We start from the raw sequence: 16,441 nt of genomic DNA on the forward strand, positions 1-16,441 counted from the left end.
ATGACGGCCGCCAGCCTAGAAACCACCGCCAAGAGTTCTGCCGAGCGTGGCGCGCTGGCACGCGCCCGCCTGCTGCGCGGATTGTTGCCGGCGCTGTCGCTGGCGCTTGTGCTGCTCGCCATCGCCTGGCTCAATCCGCGCGCCATCAGCTATTTCGGCTTCAGCCTGATGCTGAACCTGGCGATCCCGATCGCCCTGGCCACGATCGCGCAGATGTTCGTCATCGCCGGCAACGAACTCGACCTATCGATCGGCACCTTCGTCGGCTTTGTCGGCTGCGTGACCGCGACCTGGCTGAAGGACGCGCCGCTGATCGGTGTCTTGATCCTGCTCGGGTCGATCGGTGTCTATGCCTTGCTCGGCGCGCTGATCCATCTGCGCAACCTGCCCTCGATCGTGGTGACGCTGGGCATGAGCTTCGTCTGGCAGGGGTTGGCCATTCTCGTCCTGCCCAAACCCGGCGGCAAGGCGCCGGACTGGCTGCTGGCGTTCATGGCGTTCAAGCCGCCTCTCGTGCCGTTCCCGATCATCGCCGCGCTGCTGATCGGCCTCATTGTCCATTTCGGGCTGATGCGCACCTCCTACGGCGTGATCCTGCGCGGTTCCGGCGGCAATCCGGCAGCACTCGGGCGCGCCGGCTGGTCACTGCTCAAGACCAAGATCGTGCTGTTTGCGCTGGCTGGCCTGTTCGGCGTGCTGTCCGGCATGGCGCTGATCGGCATCACCACCTCGGCCGATGCCAATATCGGCAATGGCTATACGCTGCTGGCGATTGCCGGCGTCATCCTCGGCGGCGGCGAATTCGTCGGTGGCCGGGTGTCGCCGATCGGTGCGGTGATCGGTGCGCTTACGCTGGCGCTGGCCGCCTCGCCGCTGCTCACCTTCATGCACATTCCGCCCGACTGGCAGGTGGCCGCCAATGGCGCCATCCTGATCATCGTGCTGGCGGCCCGCGTCCTGATCAGCCGCAGGGAGAGGTAGCCATGGCCGCATTGAAACCACTGCTTGCCAAACCCTGGATCTGGTCGTTCCTCGGTGCCTTGCTGGTGTGGCTGGCGACGATCGCCTTCACCGGCGGTTATGGCGCCGGCGGCATGGTCACGGCGGCGCTGTCGCTGGCGGTGTTCACCGTCATTGTCGGCATCGGCCAGATGTTCGTCATCACGCTTGGGCCGGGCAATGTCGATCTGTCGCTGCCGGCCAATATCGGCCTTGCCAGCGCCGTCGCCATGAAGGTGATGGACGGCAGCGATGCCATGATCGTGGTCGGGCTTTTGGCGGCGCTCGCCACGGGTGCCGCGATCGGCGCCGCCAACTATTTGCTGATCTGGGCGCTACGCATCCCGCCGATCATCGCCACGCTGTCGGCCAGCTTCATCATCCAGTCGATCGACATCAGCTATGGGCGCGGGCTGCAGATCAAGCCGCCGCCCGGCTTCGCCGATTTCGCCAACTGGCAGGTGCTGGGCATTCCGGTGCTGGCGATCCTTACCGTGCTGTTCACCATCGGTGCTGCTATCGCGCTGCAACGCATGATCTATGGCCGCTCGGTGCTGGCGATCGGCCAGAACATCCGCGCGGCGTGGCTTGCCGGCGTCAATGTCGGCCGCATTCGCTTCCTCACCTATACGCTGTCCGGGGCGCTCGGTGGCATCGACGGGGCGCTGCTCGCCGGCTATTTCCGTGGCGCCAATGTCGATATCGGCAACGAGTATCTGCTGGCCTCGATCGCCGTCGTCGTCATCGGCGGCACATCGGTGGCCGGTGGCAAGGCCAACGTGCCGGGCGTCTGGGGTGCGGCGCTGTTCCTGGTGCTGCTTTTGACCATGCTCAACACGTTCGGTGTCAGCGCCGGCGTGCGGCTGCTGCTGACCGGGCTGATCATTGTCGGTGTCATCACGGCCGCTGGTGGGCAGAAGGCGCTCCGGTAGTTGCGATGGCGCGCAGCGTGGTGGCGGCGGAGGCTGCCGGCAGCGCAGGAGCACGTCAAGGCCGGTAATAATTGTGCCAGGCCGGCACCCGGTTCCCATCGGCGTCGTGGCACTGTAAATCCCGTGCGCGCGGTCTAACTCAAAGATATAGAGCATGATGTCGTCCGAAAACCGCTTCACACTTTTCGGCATCATGCTCTAAGCCGCTCACCAATGCTGGGAGGTTTGCGTGTCCGATTTCCTGAAGGTCAGCCGCGACGGCGATGTCGCCATCGTCACCATCGACAATCCGCCGGTCAATGCGCTGAGTTTTCATGTTCGCGAACCGCTGATGCAGGCTCTCGTTGGGTTGCGGGATGATCCGTCGGTCGCCGCGATCGTCATCGTCTGTGCCGGCCGAACTTTCGTTGCCGGCGCCGACATCACCGAATTCGGCAAGCCGGTGCAGCAGCCCGAACTGCGCGCCATCGTGGCAACGCTGGAAACCATCGCCAAGCCGACGATCGCCGCCATCCACGGCACCGCGCTGGGCGGTGGCCTGGAGCTGGCGCTAGGCTGCCATTTCCGCGTCGCCGACGCCGGCGCCAGGCTCGGCCTGCCGGAGGTGAAGCTCGGTCTCTTGCCGGGCGGCGGCGGCACGGTGCGGCTGCCACGTCTGGTCGGAGCGGTGAAGGCGCTCAAGATGATCGTTTCCGGGGCGCCGATCGGTGCTGAAGAGGCGCATGCCACCGGTCTGGTCGATGCCGTCTTCGAAGGCGGTCTGACTGCACATGCCGTGAACTTCGCCAGGGAAATAGCCCGCAAGGGTGGTCCTTTCACGCCGGTGCGCGATCGCGATGAAGAGCTCAAGGCAACCGACTTCGCGACTTTCGAGGCCGAGGCAGCGGATCTCGCCAAAAAAGCGCGCGGCCTCGAGGCACCGATCGCGTGTGCGCAGGCGGTGCGCAATGCCGTCACGCTGCACTTCGATGAGGCGCTGGCGGCGGAACGCGCGCTGTTCGTGAAGCTTGTCACCAGCGACCAGTCGCGCGCGCAACGCCATCTGTTCTTCGCCGAACGTGAAGCGGCAAAGGTTCCCGGCAAAGATCTCGTCAAGCGCAGGATTGCCCGCATCGGCGTCATCGGCGCCGGCACGATGGGCGGTGGCATCGCCATGGCCTTCGCCAATGGCGGCTATCCCGTCACCTTGCTGGAGACCAGCCAGGAGGCGCTACAGCGCGGATTGGCGACCATCGAGCGGAACTATGCAGTTTCCGTCACGCGCGGCTCATTGACCGAAGATGCCAGGCGGCAGCGGCTCGCCCAGTTCAAAGGTTCCACCGACTATGCCGATCTCGCCGATTGTGACCTGATCGTCGAGGCGGTGTTCGAGGAGATGGCGGTCAAGAAGGAGGTCTTCGGCAAGCTCGACGCCGTGGTCAAGCCCGGCGCTATCCTCGCCACCAATACCTCCTATCTCGACATCAACGAAATCGCCGCCTCGACCTCGCGCCCGCAGGATGTGCTCGGCCTGCATTTCTTTTCGCCGGCCAATGTCATGAAGCTCTTGGAGATCGTGCGGGCCGAGAAGACCGCACCCGATGCGCTGGCGAGCGTCGTCGATCTGGCGCGGCGGATCGGCAAGGTGGCTGTCGTCGTCGGCGTCTGCCACGGCTTCGTCGGCAACCGCATGCTGGCGGCGCGTGGCGCCGAATCCGAGACGCTTCTGCTGGAGGGCGCAACGCCGCGCCAGATCGACCAGGCGTTCACCGATTTCGGCTGGCCGATGGGGCCGTTCCAGATGGGCGATCTCGCTGGCCTCGACATTGGCTGGCGCAACCGCAAGGCGCGCGGCCAGACGGCCGTGATCGCCGACACGCTGTGCGAACAGGGCCGTTTCGGCCAGAAGACCGGCCGTGGTTTCTATCTCTACGAGGCCGGCGCGCGCACGCCGGTCACCGATCCGCAAGTCGAGGCGCTGATCCGCGACAAGGCGGCCGAGAAGGGCATCGTGCCGCGCGCGATCGGCGCGGAAGAAATCATCGAACGCACGCTCTATCCCTTGGTCAACGAGGGCGCCAGGATTTTGGAGGAAGGGATCGCGGCCCGCGCGTCCGACATCGATGTCGTCTGGGCCAATGGCTACGGCTTTCCCGTCGGCAAGGGCGGCCCGATGTTTTGGGCCGGCCTCGAAGGGCTGGCCAAGCTCATCGAGCGGCTCGACTATTGGCATCAGCGGACCGGCAAGGACGTGTTCAAGGTGGCGCCATTGCTCAGGCGGATGGCCGAAATCGGCTCCTGGGAAGCCGGGGGCTAGAGCGTTCTCCGGAAACGCTGACCCGCTCTATCTCTTTGGTTTGACGCAATTCTAGACGGAAACCGCTACACACTTTTCCTGGAATTGCACTCCGTCTCGGCCTTCAACCAGTCAGCGAAGATCATCATTGCCTGCGAGTTCTGGCGCCTGCGCCGTGCCGACAGCCAATATCGGCCGACGTCGACCGTGCAGTCGAAAGGCTGCACCAGCTCAGCCGAACAGAGCTCGCGGCTGAACATCGAAATCGGCAGCAGCGCCACTCCGGCGCCCTGGACGGCAGCGTTCGCCATGGTGACCGATGAGTCGAAGACGATGCCCTTGATCGGCGGGCAATGGCACCCTGCCGTCTCGAACCAGCGCAACCATTCGTCTTCCCGGTAGGAGCATAGCAGCGTTTCGCGCGCGAGATCGGACGGGTCGCGCAGACGCGCGGCGATGTCGGGCGTGCAGGCCGGCGAGAAGGCGCCCGGCAGCAACGGTGTGTTCTCGGTGCCCTGCCAGGAGCCATCGCCGAAACGGATGGCAAAGTCGAGACCGTCGGCGGCGAGATTGACCCGGTTGTTGTTGGTCGAGATGCGCAGCTCGATGTCCGGATAGGCCTGGTGAAATGCCGGCAATCTGGGAATCAGCCATCCCGACGCGAAGTGCCGACGACACCGATGGTGACGATGTCGTTGAAGCGGCCACCCTCGAAGCGGTCGAGCGTGACGCTGATCCTGTTGAACGCGTCGCTCAGTACCGGCAACAGAGCCTCGCCTTCTTCGCTCAAAGCGAGGCCGTGCGGCAATCGGCGAAAAAGCCTGATTCCAAGGACCTCTTCGAGGCCCTTGATCTGATGGCTGACGGCGGCCTGGGTGACGCGCAGTTCGAGGCCGGCGCCGGTGAAACTGAGATGCCTTGCAGATGCCTCGAAGGCGCGCAAGCCATTCAACGGGAGGTGCGATCGCTTCATCATCCCAGCCCTAATTTTTCTTATGGCGGGGGCGATGTTTACTCGTTTGCGATGGCGCCGGATCCGGTCCAGTTCTGCTGCGCGGGGCGACAGAGAGTGTGGACATGACAAGCAGACGCAGTTTCATCAGTGGTCTCGCGGTGGTTTTGACGGCCCCGGTTGGCGCCATTGCGAAGGCGGCAACGAGCCCGACAAAATTTGATGGGGTCTTGCCGAAAATAAGGCGGATCGAGGCGAAAAGCGGCGGCCGGCTCGGCGTGGCCTGCCGGATCTCCGGAACGACCGCGCAATTCGGCTATCGTGAGGACGAGTTGTTCCCCATGTGCAGCACCTTCAAGGCACTCGCGGCGGCGTTCATCCTGCATCGGGTCGATGGCGGCATCGAGCAGCTCGACCGGAGCATCAAGATGCCGCACGACGCCGTCATCGCGAACTCTCCGACGACCAAGAAACATGCCGGCGGCGAGATGACGGTGGCGCAGCTTTGCGAGGCCGCCGTGACGGTCAGCGACAATGGGGCGGCCAATCTGTTGCTGGAGTCCTTTGGCGGGCCGGCGCAGTTGACGGCCTATCTGCGTTCGATCGGAGACAAGGTGACCAGGCTGGACCGGATCGAGCCGGAGCTGAACGAGTCGCTGCCGGGTGACGCGCGCGACACGACCTCACCGCTGGCCATGGCCGACAATTTCGAACGGCTGACGATCGGCAACAGCCTGTCGAAGAAGGGCCGGGCGCAGCTTGTCGATTGGCTGGTGGCGAACAAGACCGGCGACGAGCGCATAAGGGCGGCACTGCCGAAAGGCTGGACATGCGGCGACAAGACCGGAACGGGCGCGCGCGGCAGCACCAACGACGCAGCCGTCATCTGGCCGGCTTCCGGCAACCCGATTTTGATGTCGATCTATCTGACCGGCACGAAACAGAGTCTGGCCAAGCGCAACGCCGTCATTGCCTCTGTCTCGCGCGCGTTGGTCGAAGCGATCGCGGTGTAAATCTCTGTATCGGGCGGCGCGGTGTTGCCGGGCCGCTGCCCTCATACATGTTTGCGGCCGCCGGTCTCGCGGAACCAGCTGTCGGGGTAGGGATACCACCAGTCCTGGATCGTCGGTTTGTGGTCGATGATCACCATCTTCGAGCGACGGAAGGCGTCCAGCCCCTGGCGTCCGAGCTCGCGGCCAAGGCCTGAAGCCTTCCAGCCGCCGAAGGGCAAGGCGTCATTGTCGATCAGCGGGTTGTTGACCCAGACCATGCCGGCCTCGAGCCGCTCGGCGGCCTCATGCGCCTCGGCCAGATCGGTGGTGAACACCGAGGCGCCGAGCCCGAACGGGCTGTCATTGGCAAGCCGGATCGCCTCGTCGAAATCCTTGACCCGGCAGATCGCCGCGACCGGGCCGAAGCACTCTTCGCGTACGATGGCCATATCAGGAGTGACGCCGGTCAGGATCGTTGGCTCGTAGAACCAGCCCGTGTTGTGTGCGGGCGGGATGCGGCCGCCGGTGACCGCCCTGGCACCGTTGCGAATGGCATCGTCAACAAGGCGCATCACTTTCGCCCGCGCGACTTCGCTGACCAACGGGCCGATCTCGGTCTTGTCCATGCCGTTGCCGATGCGCAGCGCGCGTGTCCTTTCGGCGAACAGGTCGACAAAGCAGTCATGCACCGCGTCGACGACGAAGAAGCGCTCGGCCGAGGTGCAGACCTGGCCGGTGAGGTGGAAGGCGGCGGTGACGCTGCCGGCCGCGGCGACATCGAGCGGGGCGTGTTGGCTGATGATCAGCGGATCGCTACCGCCGGCTTCGATGACGCACGGCTTCATGCGCTCGGCACAAGCCACCGCCACCGCCTTGCCGGCGGCGACCGAGCCGGTGAAGGCGACGGCATGGGTGCGGTCGGAAACGATCAGCGCTTGCGCGGTAGCAGCGCCGCCGGGCAGGCAGGAGACCATCCCCTCCGGCAGCGAGCGGAACACGGTCATGTAATCGAGCGTCGACAGCGTCGTCGCCTCGGCCGGCTTGATGACGCAGGCGTTGCCGGCGGCGAGCGATGCCGCGACTGTCCAGCACATCAGCAGGATCGGGAAATTGTAAGGCATGATGTGGACGGAGACGCCATAGGGCTCGTAGCGCGCATACTGGAACGACCCGGCCTGCGTCGTGCCGGCGATCTTGCCGGCATCGTCGCGCGCCATCTCGGCATAGTAGCGGAAGATCGGCGCGCAGTTGGCGATCTCGCCGATGGCTTCCGGATAGGGCTTGCCCATCTCGCGCACCATCAGTTCGGCACAACGCGTGAAGTCGGCCGCTTCGATGGCATTGGCGACGGCATGGAGGTGCTTGGCGCGGCTCTTGGCGTCGAGCCTTTTCCAGGCGGCCTGCGCCTTGGTGGCGGCAGTCAGCGCTGCATCGATCTCGCCATCTGTCACAGCGGCTATGGCACCGACCGTTTCCAGCGTCGCCGGGTCGATTACCGGTTTCGTCGCGCCGGTCATCTGCCGGTAATCGGGATTGACGAAGAAGGTCGGCCGGTCAGGGGAGAAATGCATGGATATCCTCTCCGACCCGCTCAGCGGATCATGTAGACCTTCTTGATCGTCTCATGGACGGTGCAGACGCCTTTCCAGTCCTGCGGAAAGAACGCCGCCGTGTCCGGCTCGATCTCGATGATCTCGCCGGATTCATGGACATAGGTGCAGCGGCCCTCAAGGAAGTGGCAGAACTCGTCGCGGGTGACGTGGCAGTGCCATTTGCCTGGCGTGCACACCCACAGGCCGCATTCGGAACGGCCTTCAGGCCCTTTGTACAGCAGCTTGCCCGAAGTGTGGGATTCGCCCTCGATCATCGTCGGGATGACGCCCCAGTCGACGAGGTCGGTAATAGTGAGCGGGGACTTCATGATCGGTGTTGTCATATCGATTTTCCCTGGAATGGCATTGGTGCTCACCGGCACATGAAAGCCTTGGTCAGCGTTTCGGTGATGATGGAGATGCCGGTCCAGCCGGCGGGGAAGAACACAAGCGTGCCGGCCTCGACCGGAACATCTTCGCCGTTCTCATGGACATAGCTGCCGCGTCCCGACAGGAAATGGCAGAACTCGTCGGCAGGAAAGGTGACCTTCCGTGTGCCCGGTGTGCATGACCACAGGCCGCATTCGCTCGATCCATCCGGGTTCTGCGACAGGATTTTGCCGAAGGCCCGCGGCGAGCCGGCAAGCGTGTTGCTGCCCGCGCCCCAATCATCCAGGTCCACTGTCGAGGCGTTTTGCCAGTGCGGTGTCGGCATATCGTGAAGCTCCGAGGATCAGGCCAGCATGTAGACGTTGCGCATGGTTTCATGCACGGTGCATTCGCCCGCCCAGCCGGCCGGGAACATGACCACGGTTCCAGCACTGACTTCTATCACTTCGCCGACATTCGACCTGTAGGTCGCGCGGCCGGCGACGAAATGGCACAATTCATCGCGCGGGATGCTAAGGCGCCAGCGGCCAGGCGTGCAGACCCAGATGCCGGATTCCGGCTGGTTGTTCGGCCCTTTGTGCACCAGCCTGCCGGTGGAATGGGACGCGCCGTCCAGCGCATTCGGCTGGGCCCCCCAGTCGACGAGATCGGTGCGGGTCGAGGCCTGATGGAGGTGTGGTGCGGAGGAGGTCACGGCAGCGCCTCCAGCAACCCAGCTGCCTTTTCCGGGCCGTTCTGCGCGTGCGTCTGCGCCGAGGTCTTCGCCAGCCTGGCCTTCATCGCCGGATCGGTCAGGCAGGCCTCGATCTTGGCGACGAGCTCGGCATCGTTCCAGTCGTAGCGCGGCATGCCGAAGCCGTGGCCGGTTTCTTCGACGCGGGTGGCGTTGTCGTGGCCGTCCCAGACATAGGGCATGATGATGGCCGGCTTGCCGAAATAGAGGCACTCGGTAAACGAGTTGTTGCCGCCATGGTGGATCACCGCATCGACCTGCGGGATGACCGAGGGCTGCGGGAACCAGCTTTCGACGATGACGTTGCCGGGCACGTCCGTGTACTGGTCCTTGTAGCCGCCGACATTGACCAGCGCCCGGTAGCGGGTCTTGCCCAGCGTCGCGATGATGCGCTTCAACAGGTCGACATCGCCGGCGCCCAGGCTGCCGAAGGAAACGTAAAGCAGCGGGCCGTCGTTGTTTTTTGCAAAGGTCGGCACCGTGTAGGGTTTCTCCTGCCGCACGCAGCCTTCGAGATATTGGAATTTTGCCGGATCGAGCGGATGGCGCCGTTTGAATTTTGCCGCCTCGGGATAGAGCAGCAGGTTGAGGTAGGGCGAGGCCTCGAAGAACTGGCCGATCGGATAGGGCGCCTCGTTGTTGGCGGTGAGGAAGGCGTTGAAGTCGTCATGGATCGGCTTGATCACAGCGTTGAAATGGTCGCGATAGCGCTGGTGCCCGGCATGGTCGTTCTCGCCGCAGCCGGAGAGATGCGGTGGGATGTCCTCGTCCTCGATCTCGTTTTCCGAGCAGGAGATGACGCGCACCCACGGCTTGCCGTACTGCTTGATTGCCGGGAACAGGATGACGTTGTCGACGCAGATGACATCCGGCTTGATGCCAGCCAGAACGCGCGGCAGATCCTTCTGCGCCCATTTGGCGCTGTCGACGATCGCCGTCCAGCAATCCTTGACGTAATTGTCGACCTGGTCATAGGGCGATTTGCGGAAGTTCGGGATATGCCCGTTGATGAAGTCCTCCCAGAATTTGGCCATCTGCTCGGGCGGCATCGGCTCGGACAGGTTCACCGGATGGGCTGCGAAGCCGTAGCCCTTGTAGACGTCGACGAAGCCAGGATCGGAGAGGAACACCGCCTTGTGCCCACGCGCCTCGACCGCCTGGGCGATGCCGACGGAATTGAGCGCCGGGCCATAGGCCGCTTCGGGAAAAAACGCGATCGTCTTCTGCGCCATCAGGCTTCTCCTTCACTCTGCGAAAATTCTGACATCGGCGGCGTCCCAGCCGAGTTCGACCTGGTCGCCCGACGAGACCGGCCGCCGGTCCGCGGCATCGGCGGTGACGCGCACCAGGAATGGCTTTGGCGACAGGGGGGTGCGGACATGCAGCTGCAGGTCGAGCCCCTGATAGGCCAATGCCTCGACCGTGCCAGTGGTGCGGTTGGCGGTCTCCACTGACGGGAACAGCCGGATGCGCTCGGGTCGCACCGAGGCGACAGCGGACGCACCGGGCGCAAGCTTGGGGGGAACCTTGCCGGCGATCCGCGTGCCATTAGCGGCCAGCACGCCATCGGCGACTGCCTTGCCCGGCACGAAATTCATCACGCCGATGAAGTCGGCGACGAAACGATCGGCGGGATGCTCATAGACCGCATGTGGGGTGTCGCATTGCAGCAACCGGCCATCCTTGAGCACGGCCATGCGGTCGGCCATGACAAGCGATTCTTCCTGATCGTGGGTGACGATGACGAAGGTTATGCCGACCTCGTGCTGCAGGCGCTTCAATTCCAATTGCATGGCGCCGCGCAGCTTCTTGTCGAGCGCGCCGAGCGGTTCGTCGAGCAGCAGCAGCCGGGGTCGCTTGACCAGAGCCCGGGCGAGCGCGACACGCTGCTTCTGGCCGCCCGACAATTGCTCCGGCTTGCGGTCGGCGAAGGGGACGAGTTCGGTCGTCGCCAGGATGGCATCGACGCGGGAGCGGATTTCGCTAGCCGGCAAACGCTCCATTTCCAGACCGTAGGACACGTTGGCCCTGACGCTCATATGCGGAAACAGCGCATAGGACTGGAACATCAGATTGACCGGCCGCTTGTTGGGCGGGATCCTGGCGATGTCGCGGCCGTCGAGCAGGATGCGCCCGTCATTCGGCGTCTCGAAGCCGGCCAGCATGCGCAGCAGCGTGGTCTTGCCGCAGCCCGAAGGCCCGAGCAGGGCGAAGAACTCGTTCTCGCGGATGTCGAGCGAGATGCCCTCGACAGCGGTCACGCGGCCGAAATTCTTCGACACATGATCGATGGCCAGCAGCGTGCGCGGTTCGCTCATTGGCCGATGACCCCTCGATTGAGCCGCTGCGACAAGGTCAGCGCGGTGATCGAGACCACCATGACGATGGTCGCCAGCGCGTTGATCTCTGGCGTGATGCCGAAGCGGATCATCGCGTAGATCTGCATCGGCAGCGTGGTCGAGGCGCGCCCGGCGCCGGCGGTGAAGAAAGCGATGATGAACTCGTCGACCGACAGCGTGAACGCAAGCAGCGCGCCGGCGATGACCGCCGGCAGGATGACCGGCAATGTCACCCGCCGAAAGGTGGTCACTGCGGACGCGCCAAGGTCAGTGGACGCCTCGACAATCGACCAGTCGAAACTTTTCAGCCGGGCACGCACCACCGAACAGACGAAGGCGAGGTTGAACACGACATGGGCAAGGATGATGGTGTGCAGCCCCATGGTCAGGTTGAGCATGGAGAAGAACGACAGCAGCGCGATCGCCAGCACGATGTCGGGAATGATCATCGGCGCAAAGATCAGCGCCTCGAGGCCCTTGCCATAATGTCGGCGCATCTCGACGCCGATCGCCAGCAGCGTGCCGAGCAGGGTGGCGATGGCCGTCGACACCAGTGCCACGATCAGCGTGTTGAGCGCCGCTGAGAGGATCGCGGAATTGCCGGCCAGCGAGACATACCATTTCAGCGAAAAGCCCGACCATGCGGTCGGCAGGCCGCCCTCGTTGAAGGACAGCGCCACCAGCACGGCAATCGGGATGTAGAGGAAGGCGAAGACCAGGCTCAGTACGAGCCAGAGCGTGCGCCGCGTGGCGGGAGAGCGCTCAGCCATCGGCGCCTCCGCTCACTTGCGCGGCGCGGCCCGAGGCGCGATCGGCGGCCAGCGCCTGCGCCATCAGCACCAGCAGCATGATGGCGATCAGCATCATGGCGAGCGCCGCGCCGAAGGGCCAGTCATTGGCGGTCAGGAACTGGTCGTAGACGAGATTGCCGATCATCTGGAAGCGGCCACCGCCGAGCAGGGCCGGCGTAACGAAGTTGCCGATCGACAGCACGAAGACGAACACGGCGCCGGCGGCGATGCCGGGCACGGTCAGCGGCAGGATGACACGGCGAAAGGTGGTGATGGCCGAAGCGCCGAGGTCACGCGAAGCCTCGGCGAGTTCTGGGTTGAGACGCGACAGCGGTGCGTAGCAGGCGAGGATGACGAAGGGCAGGTAGTTGTAGACCAGGCCGGCGATGACGGCACCTTCGGTGTAGAGCATCGACGGCGGCTCGCCGGTGTAGCCGAACCAGCGCAGCAGCTGGGTGATCAGGCCCTCGCGGTTGAGCAGCACGATCCAGGCATAGGTGCGGATCAGATAGTTGGACCAGAACGGCAGCACGGCGAAGAACAGCAGCACCGGCTGCAGCCGGCGCGGTGCTGCTGATATGGCATAGGCGGCGGCATAGCCGATCACCACCGCGATCAGCGTCGCCGTGCCGGCGATGCGTGCAGATTTGAGGAAGATGCCGGCATAGAGCGGGTCGAAAACCAGCCCGAAATTCTCCAGCGTGAAGGTGTATTCGATGCCGCCATAGATGCCGCGGCGGAAGAAGGCGAGCGCCAGCACCAGCGCGCACGGCACGACCATCAGCGCGGTCAGCCAGACCAGCGCCGGGGCCATCAGCAAGGAGGAGCGAAGTCGGGTCTGGGACAATTTTCGGGTACCGCTCAAGGCCGGCAGCAGAAGCGCCGCCGGCCGTGATGTCTGGTTTGACGCTGCTTACTGCGCGGCCTTGATCTCGCTGACGATCTTCGAATAGTCGCGCTGGGCGTCGCCGACGTCACGCAGCTGCTCGAACTTGACGAGATCGGCTACTGGCATCGCCATGTTGGGGAATTTCGCCAGGAAATCGGCTGGCAGGCTTTCCATAGCCGGCTTGTTCGGCACCTTGTAGTCGATGTTCTGCGCCGCCCAGGCATGGTTCTTGGCGTCGAGCATGAAGTTGATGAACTGGAAGGCCGCATCCTTGTTGGCGGAAGCCTTCATCACCACCATCGTGTCGACCCACAGGTCCGACCCTTCCTTGGGGATGACGTATTTGATCTCGGGCTTCTCGGCGATGCCGTAATTGCACCAGCCGTCCCATGCCTGCACCATCAGCGCCTCCCCGGAAACCAGCTTCGAATAGAAGGTGGTGTCGTCATAGGCGAGCAGGGTCTTCTTGGCCGAGATCAGCAGATCCTTGACTTCGGCCATCTTGGCCGGATCGGTCTCGTTGACCGAAAAACCCTTGTCGAGCTGGCCCGCGGCCAGCAGCCAGCGGTCGGTCGCCAGCATGGTGGTTTTGCCCTTGAGGTCGTCGGAGGGGGCGAGAAGGTCGCTCCAGCTGGTCGGCGCCACCTTCACCAGGTCGGAGCGGTAGCAGAGGCCTGTCGTGCCCCAGGTGTAGGGGACTGAAAAGGCGTTGCCGACATCATGCGGCAGCTTGGTCGCTTCAGGGTAGAGGTTGGCGAGGTTGGGCACCTTGGCGTGGTCGATCGGCTCGGTCAGGCCGAGCTTGTTCAGCACCTCGGCGAAGGGCGAGGAGACGAAGACCACGTCATAGCCCTTGCCGCCGGCGGCGATGAGCTTGCCCATGATCTCTTCATTGGTGGCATGGACAACCACTTCGCCGGCGACGCCGGTGGCGGTCTTGAAGGCAGCCATGGCGTCGGGCGCCATGTAGCCGTCCCAGTTGGAAATGACCAGGTCGGCCGCAGCCGCGGGTGCGGCCAGCGCCAAGGCCAGGCCAAGTGCGATTGACGGCATCTTCAGCGAACGGTGCCGCAAGAGAGTGGTGGCGGTCATGACAGGTTCCCCATTCTGGTTGATCGTCGAATTCATTCGCCGGCGGCGACCCATGCCGCCGCCTCGATCCTGTTCCCTCGGTCTTTTTTTGTGCCGATTGTCCTGACAGTACTATTGCAGAAAAAAGTACGTCAATCCATAATTTGCCAAGCGACCGTGGAATCTGGCCGATTGCGTCCGTGAAGCCGATCGGTCAAAGCATATAGGTCATGTCCGTTCACGAGCATTGTCATGCAAGCCGCCGCCCGACGACCCCGCACCAACCACCTCGACCTGGCGCAGCGCATCCTGGATGTGGCCCGGCAGCGCGGCTTCGAACCCGGCGCGCGCCTGCCGGAACAGCAGATCGCCTCGCTGTGCAATGTGTCGCGCACGCCGGTACGAGCAGCGCTTAGCCTGCTTGTGGAACAGGGCGTTGTGCGTTGGGAGGCGGATTCCGGCTATCACCTTGCCGTCGACCTCACGAGCCAGCCGGCCGTTGCCGCTGAATTGCCGCTTACCGAGGAGGACGAACTCGCCGAGGCGATCCTGCGCGACCGGTCGGCGCGGCGGCTGGACCAGACGGTGACCGTCGCCGGGTTGATGCGGCGGTATAATGCTGAACGCAAGACGGTACTAAAATCGCTTAACAGACTAACGGAAGAGAATCTGCTCGACCGTGCGCCCGGCCAGTCCTGGCTCTTCCGCCGCGCGCCTGACGACCCGGAGGCGCAAGGCGAAAGCTATGAGTACCGCTTGCTGCTGGAGCCCGCCGCCATCCTGACCCCCGGCTTCCGGCTCAACGGCGCACGGGCCGCGGCATTGCGCCAAGGCATGGAAGCGCTGTTGGCGCTGCCGGACGCCGCATTCGACACACGCGAGTTCCAGCGGCTGGACATCGATTTTCACGGCATGCTGGCGGAGGGCTCTGCCAATCGCTTCGTGGCCGACGCGTTGGCCGATCACCTCAGGCTGCGCCGGCTGCCGGGCATCTATGCCGGCGTCAACGTCTTCCGGCTGCGGCAATCGCTGCGTGAGCACCTGAACATACTCGACCATCTTGAAAGCCGGCAGTATGAGGTGGCTGCCGATCTGCTTCGCATTCACCTGCGGCTCTCCCGCAACCAGCGACCGCAAGCGGCCAGTCGCGGGGCGCCCGCCCTGTTCGGCATGATCAGCCGGCCGGAATGACGAGGATTAATTGACGCGAAAAGCCAGCCCGACCATCGCGCTGTTTCCCGAAGCGAGTTTCGGCGCGGCGTTGAATTGCGTCGGCATCGCGCAGGCGCTACGGGCGAACGGCGCCCGGCCTGTTTTCATCTGTCATGCCGGCTTCTCCGGTGTCTTTGCCGACTATGGTTTTCAGGAATACCAGCTGCCAACCGACGAGCCGCTGAGCGACAGCGATCGACAGAGCTACTGGCAGGCGTTCGTGCGCAGGCATCTGCCGCATTTCAGGCTGAGCCCCATCGACCAGCTGGAAACCTATGTCGCGCCGACCTGGCAGGCGATCGTCGACACCGCGGTCAACGCCGAAGCGCCGCTGCGCCAATTGCTGGCGCGGCTGAAACCGGACGCCGTGGTGCTCGACAATGTCATCATGTTCCCGGCGATCGCTGCCGCCGGCTGCCCATGGGTGCGCGTCGTTTCCTGCGCCGAGACCGAGCTTCCGGACGCGCGGGTGCCCCCCTATCTGTCGGGGCTTGGCGCCGACGACCCGCAACGCGCGGCGTTCGAGGCCCGCTATCTCAAGGCCTCGGCGCCCGCGCATGACCGCTTCAACCGCTTCCGCACCGATGCCGGCCTGGCGCCGCTGCCGAAGGGCCTGTTTCTCGAAGCCTCGCCAGACCTCAACCTTTTGCTGACACCGACGATCGTGCGCCGCGAGCGCGCCGAGCCGCTCGACCCGGCCCGCTTCGTCTATCTCGAAGGCTGCGTGCGTTCGGAAGGACCGTTCCAGGTGCCGGTGTTCCCGCGCAATGAGGGGCCATTGGTCTATCTCAGCTTCGGCAGTCTCGGCGCCATGGATGTCGGCCTGATCGAGCGGATGCTCTCCGTGTTCGATAGGCTGCCGGCCCGCTTCATCGTCAATGCCGGAGGACTGCGCGACGCCTATCGCGCTGTGCCCGACAATGTCTACCTCGACGCCTGGTTTCCGCAGCCATCGGTGGTGGCGAAATCAGACCTGTTCATCCACCACGGCGGCAATAACAGCTTTTGCGAAGCGCTGCGCTTCGGCGTGCCGTCGCTGATCATGCCCTATTGCTGGGACGGGCACGACAATGGCCGACGCGCCGTGGAGACCGGCGTTGGCGACCATATCGGCCGTGATGCCTGGACCGAAGGAGTATTGGAGAAAGCCATTCTCGGCCTGCTGGCCGACGACGCAATGCGCGCCCGCCTAAGGGACAATGCAACCCATATGGCGCTGAAACCCGGAACGGATGTGGCCGCGCAAGCCATACTCTCTGTGATACGGACATGAA

15 protein-coding genes and 1 pseudogene are annotated in these 16,441 nt (G+C 64.2%); 6 read left to right on the plus strand and 10 right to left on the minus strand.

Annotated features, from left to right (window positions below; all coding sequences use genetic code 11):
• From AC0ZT5_RS17010 to AC0ZT5_RS17020, 3 genes are all read left to right on the plus strand, one after another.
• Nucleotides 1-981, plus strand: a complete 981-nt coding sequence (locus tag AC0ZT5_RS17010; protein ID WP_488497360.1) for an ABC transporter permease — start codon at nt 1-3, stop codon at nt 979-981.
• A gap of 2 nt (nt 982-983) precedes the next feature.
• A complete protein-coding gene (locus AC0ZT5_RS17015) occupies nt 984-1,931 on the plus strand; it encodes an ABC transporter permease (RefSeq protein WP_488497361.1) in 948 nt (315 codons plus the stop codon).
• Between the two features lie 229 nt (nt 1,932-2,160).
• Nucleotides 2,161-4,227 (plus strand): 3-hydroxyacyl-CoA dehydrogenase NAD-binding domain-containing protein, encoded by a 2,067-nt coding sequence (locus AC0ZT5_RS17020; RefSeq protein WP_488497362.1) that lies wholly within the window; start codon nt 2,161-2,163, stop codon nt 4,225-4,227.
• 65 nt (nt 4,228-4,292) lie between these two features.
• Here the strand turns inward: AC0ZT5_RS17020 and AC0ZT5_RS17025 are convergent.
• A pseudogene (locus AC0ZT5_RS17025) lies at nt 4,293-5,179 on the minus strand (LysR family transcriptional regulator).
• Nucleotides 5,180-5,283: 104 nt separating this feature from the next.
• On the opposite strand from AC0ZT5_RS17025, the gene bla reads away from it, so the two are divergent.
• Nucleotides 5,284-6,171 carry a class A beta-lactamase gene (gene bla, locus AC0ZT5_RS17030; RefSeq protein ID WP_488497363.1) on the plus strand — a complete coding sequence of 296 codons (888 nt, stop codon included), beginning with the start codon at nt 5,284-5,286 and terminating at the stop codon, nt 6,169-6,171.
• Between the two features lie 41 nt (nt 6,172-6,212).
• Here bla and AC0ZT5_RS17035 read toward each other — a convergent pair whose 3' ends face one another.
• From AC0ZT5_RS17035 to AC0ZT5_RS17075, 9 genes are all read right to left on the minus strand, one after another.
• The gene (locus AC0ZT5_RS17035; protein ID WP_488497364.1) at nt 6,213-7,721 is read right to left on the minus strand and encodes an aldehyde dehydrogenase family protein; all 1,509 of its coding nucleotides are present in this window, start codon (nt 7,719-7,721) and stop codon (nt 6,213-6,215) included.
• A gap of 20 nt (nt 7,722-7,741) precedes the next feature.
• Nucleotides 7,742-8,086, minus strand: coding sequence for a cupin domain-containing protein (locus AC0ZT5_RS17040; RefSeq protein WP_095084091.1), 345 nt, complete (start codon nt 8,084-8,086; stop codon nt 7,742-7,744).
• Between the two features lie 29 nt (nt 8,087-8,115).
• Complete coding sequence (locus AC0ZT5_RS17045; protein ID WP_488497365.1) at nt 8,116-8,457, minus strand: cupin domain-containing protein; 342 nt, start codon at nt 8,455-8,457, stop codon at nt 8,116-8,118.
• A gap of 18 nt (nt 8,458-8,475) precedes the next feature.
• Nucleotides 8,476-8,826, minus strand: coding sequence for a cupin domain-containing protein (locus tag AC0ZT5_RS17050; RefSeq protein ID WP_488497366.1), 351 nt, complete (start codon nt 8,824-8,826; stop codon nt 8,476-8,478).
• Nucleotides 8,823-10,097 carry a glycosyltransferase gene (locus tag AC0ZT5_RS17055; RefSeq protein ID WP_488497367.1) on the minus strand — a complete coding sequence of 425 codons (1,275 nt, stop codon included), beginning with the start codon at nt 10,095-10,097 and terminating at the stop codon, nt 8,823-8,825. The genes AC0ZT5_RS17050 and AC0ZT5_RS17055 overlap by 4 nt, the downstream gene beginning before the upstream one ends.
• Nucleotides 10,098-10,109: 12 nt before the next feature.
• Nucleotides 10,110-11,183, minus strand: a complete 1,074-nt coding sequence (locus AC0ZT5_RS17060; protein ID WP_488497368.1) for an ABC transporter ATP-binding protein — start codon at nt 11,181-11,183, stop codon at nt 10,110-10,112.
• Nucleotides 11,180-11,974 (minus strand): ABC transporter permease, encoded by a 795-nt coding sequence (locus tag AC0ZT5_RS17065; protein WP_488497369.1) that lies wholly within the window; start codon nt 11,972-11,974, stop codon nt 11,180-11,182. Before AC0ZT5_RS17065 ends, AC0ZT5_RS17060 begins: the two co-directional genes overlap by 4 nt.
• On the minus strand, nt 11,967-12,809 hold the full coding sequence (locus AC0ZT5_RS17070) for an ABC transporter permease (RefSeq protein WP_457152152.1): 843 nt from the start codon (nt 12,807-12,809) through the stop codon (nt 11,967-11,969). Before AC0ZT5_RS17070 ends, AC0ZT5_RS17065 begins: the two co-directional genes overlap by 8 nt.
• Before the next feature lie 99 nt (nt 12,810-12,908).
• Complete coding sequence (locus AC0ZT5_RS17075; RefSeq protein WP_457152144.1) at nt 12,909-13,976, minus strand: polyamine ABC transporter substrate-binding protein; 1,068 nt, start codon at nt 13,974-13,976, stop codon at nt 12,909-12,911.
• A 231-nt stretch (nt 13,977-14,207) separates the two neighbouring features.
• On the opposite strand from AC0ZT5_RS17075, the gene AC0ZT5_RS17080 reads away from it, so the two are divergent.
• Nucleotides 14,208-15,146 carry a GntR family transcriptional regulator gene (locus AC0ZT5_RS17080; RefSeq protein WP_488497370.1) on the plus strand — a complete coding sequence of 313 codons (939 nt, stop codon included), beginning with the start codon at nt 14,208-14,210 and terminating at the stop codon, nt 15,144-15,146.
• A 10-nt stretch (nt 15,147-15,156) separates the two neighbouring features.
• On the plus strand, nt 15,157-16,440 hold the full coding sequence (locus AC0ZT5_RS17085; protein WP_488497371.1) for a nucleotide disphospho-sugar-binding domain-containing protein: 1,284 nt from the start codon (nt 15,157-15,159) through the stop codon (nt 16,438-16,440).
• Nucleotide 16,441: the final 1 nt, after the last annotated feature.

This window comes from Mesorhizobium sp. CNPSo 4670, from assembly GCF_057784235.1.

What these genes read in the sequence shown, in the direction of transcription:
- bla (WP_488497363.1), top strand. Translation starts at nt 5,284, where the DNA reads ATGACAAGCAGACGCAGTTTCATCAGTGGTCTCGCGGTGGTTTTGACG.
- AC0ZT5_RS17070 (WP_457152152.1), bottom strand. Translation starts at nt 12,809, where the DNA reads ATGGCCCCGGCGCTGGTCTGGCTGACCGCGCTGATGGTCGTGCCGTGC.
- AC0ZT5_RS17080 (WP_488497370.1), top strand. Translation starts at nt 14,208, where the DNA reads ATGCAAGCCGCCGCCCGACGACCCCGCACCAACCACCTCGACCTGGCG.
- AC0ZT5_RS17060 (WP_488497368.1), bottom strand. Translation starts at nt 11,183, where the DNA reads ATGAGCGAACCGCGCACGCTGCTGGCCATCGATCATGTGTCGAAGAAT.
- AC0ZT5_RS17035 (WP_488497364.1), bottom strand. Translation starts at nt 7,721, where the DNA reads ATGCATTTCTCCCCTGACCGGCCGACCTTCTTCGTCAATCCCGATTAC.
- AC0ZT5_RS17065 (WP_488497369.1), bottom strand. Translation starts at nt 11,974, where the DNA reads ATGGCTGAGCGCTCTCCCGCCACGCGGCGCACGCTCTGGCTCGTACTG.
- AC0ZT5_RS17015 (WP_488497361.1), top strand. Translation starts at nt 984, where the DNA reads ATGGCCGCATTGAAACCACTGCTTGCCAAACCCTGGATCTGGTCGTTC.
- AC0ZT5_RS17045 (WP_488497365.1), bottom strand. Translation starts at nt 8,457, where the DNA reads ATGCCGACACCGCACTGGCAAAACGCCTCGACAGTGGACCTGGATGAT.
- AC0ZT5_RS17040 (WP_095084091.1), bottom strand. Translation starts at nt 8,086, where the DNA reads ATGACAACACCGATCATGAAGTCCCCGCTCACTATTACCGACCTCGTC.
- AC0ZT5_RS17055 (WP_488497367.1), bottom strand. Translation starts at nt 10,097, where the DNA reads ATGGCGCAGAAGACGATCGCGTTTTTTCCCGAAGCGGCCTATGGCCCG.
- AC0ZT5_RS17075 (WP_457152144.1), bottom strand. Translation starts at nt 13,976, where the DNA reads ATGACCGCCACCACTCTCTTGCGGCACCGTTCGCTGAAGATGCCGTCA.
- AC0ZT5_RS17010 (WP_488497360.1), top strand. Translation starts at nt 1, where the DNA reads ATGACGGCCGCCAGCCTAGAAACCACCGCCAAGAGTTCTGCCGAGCGT.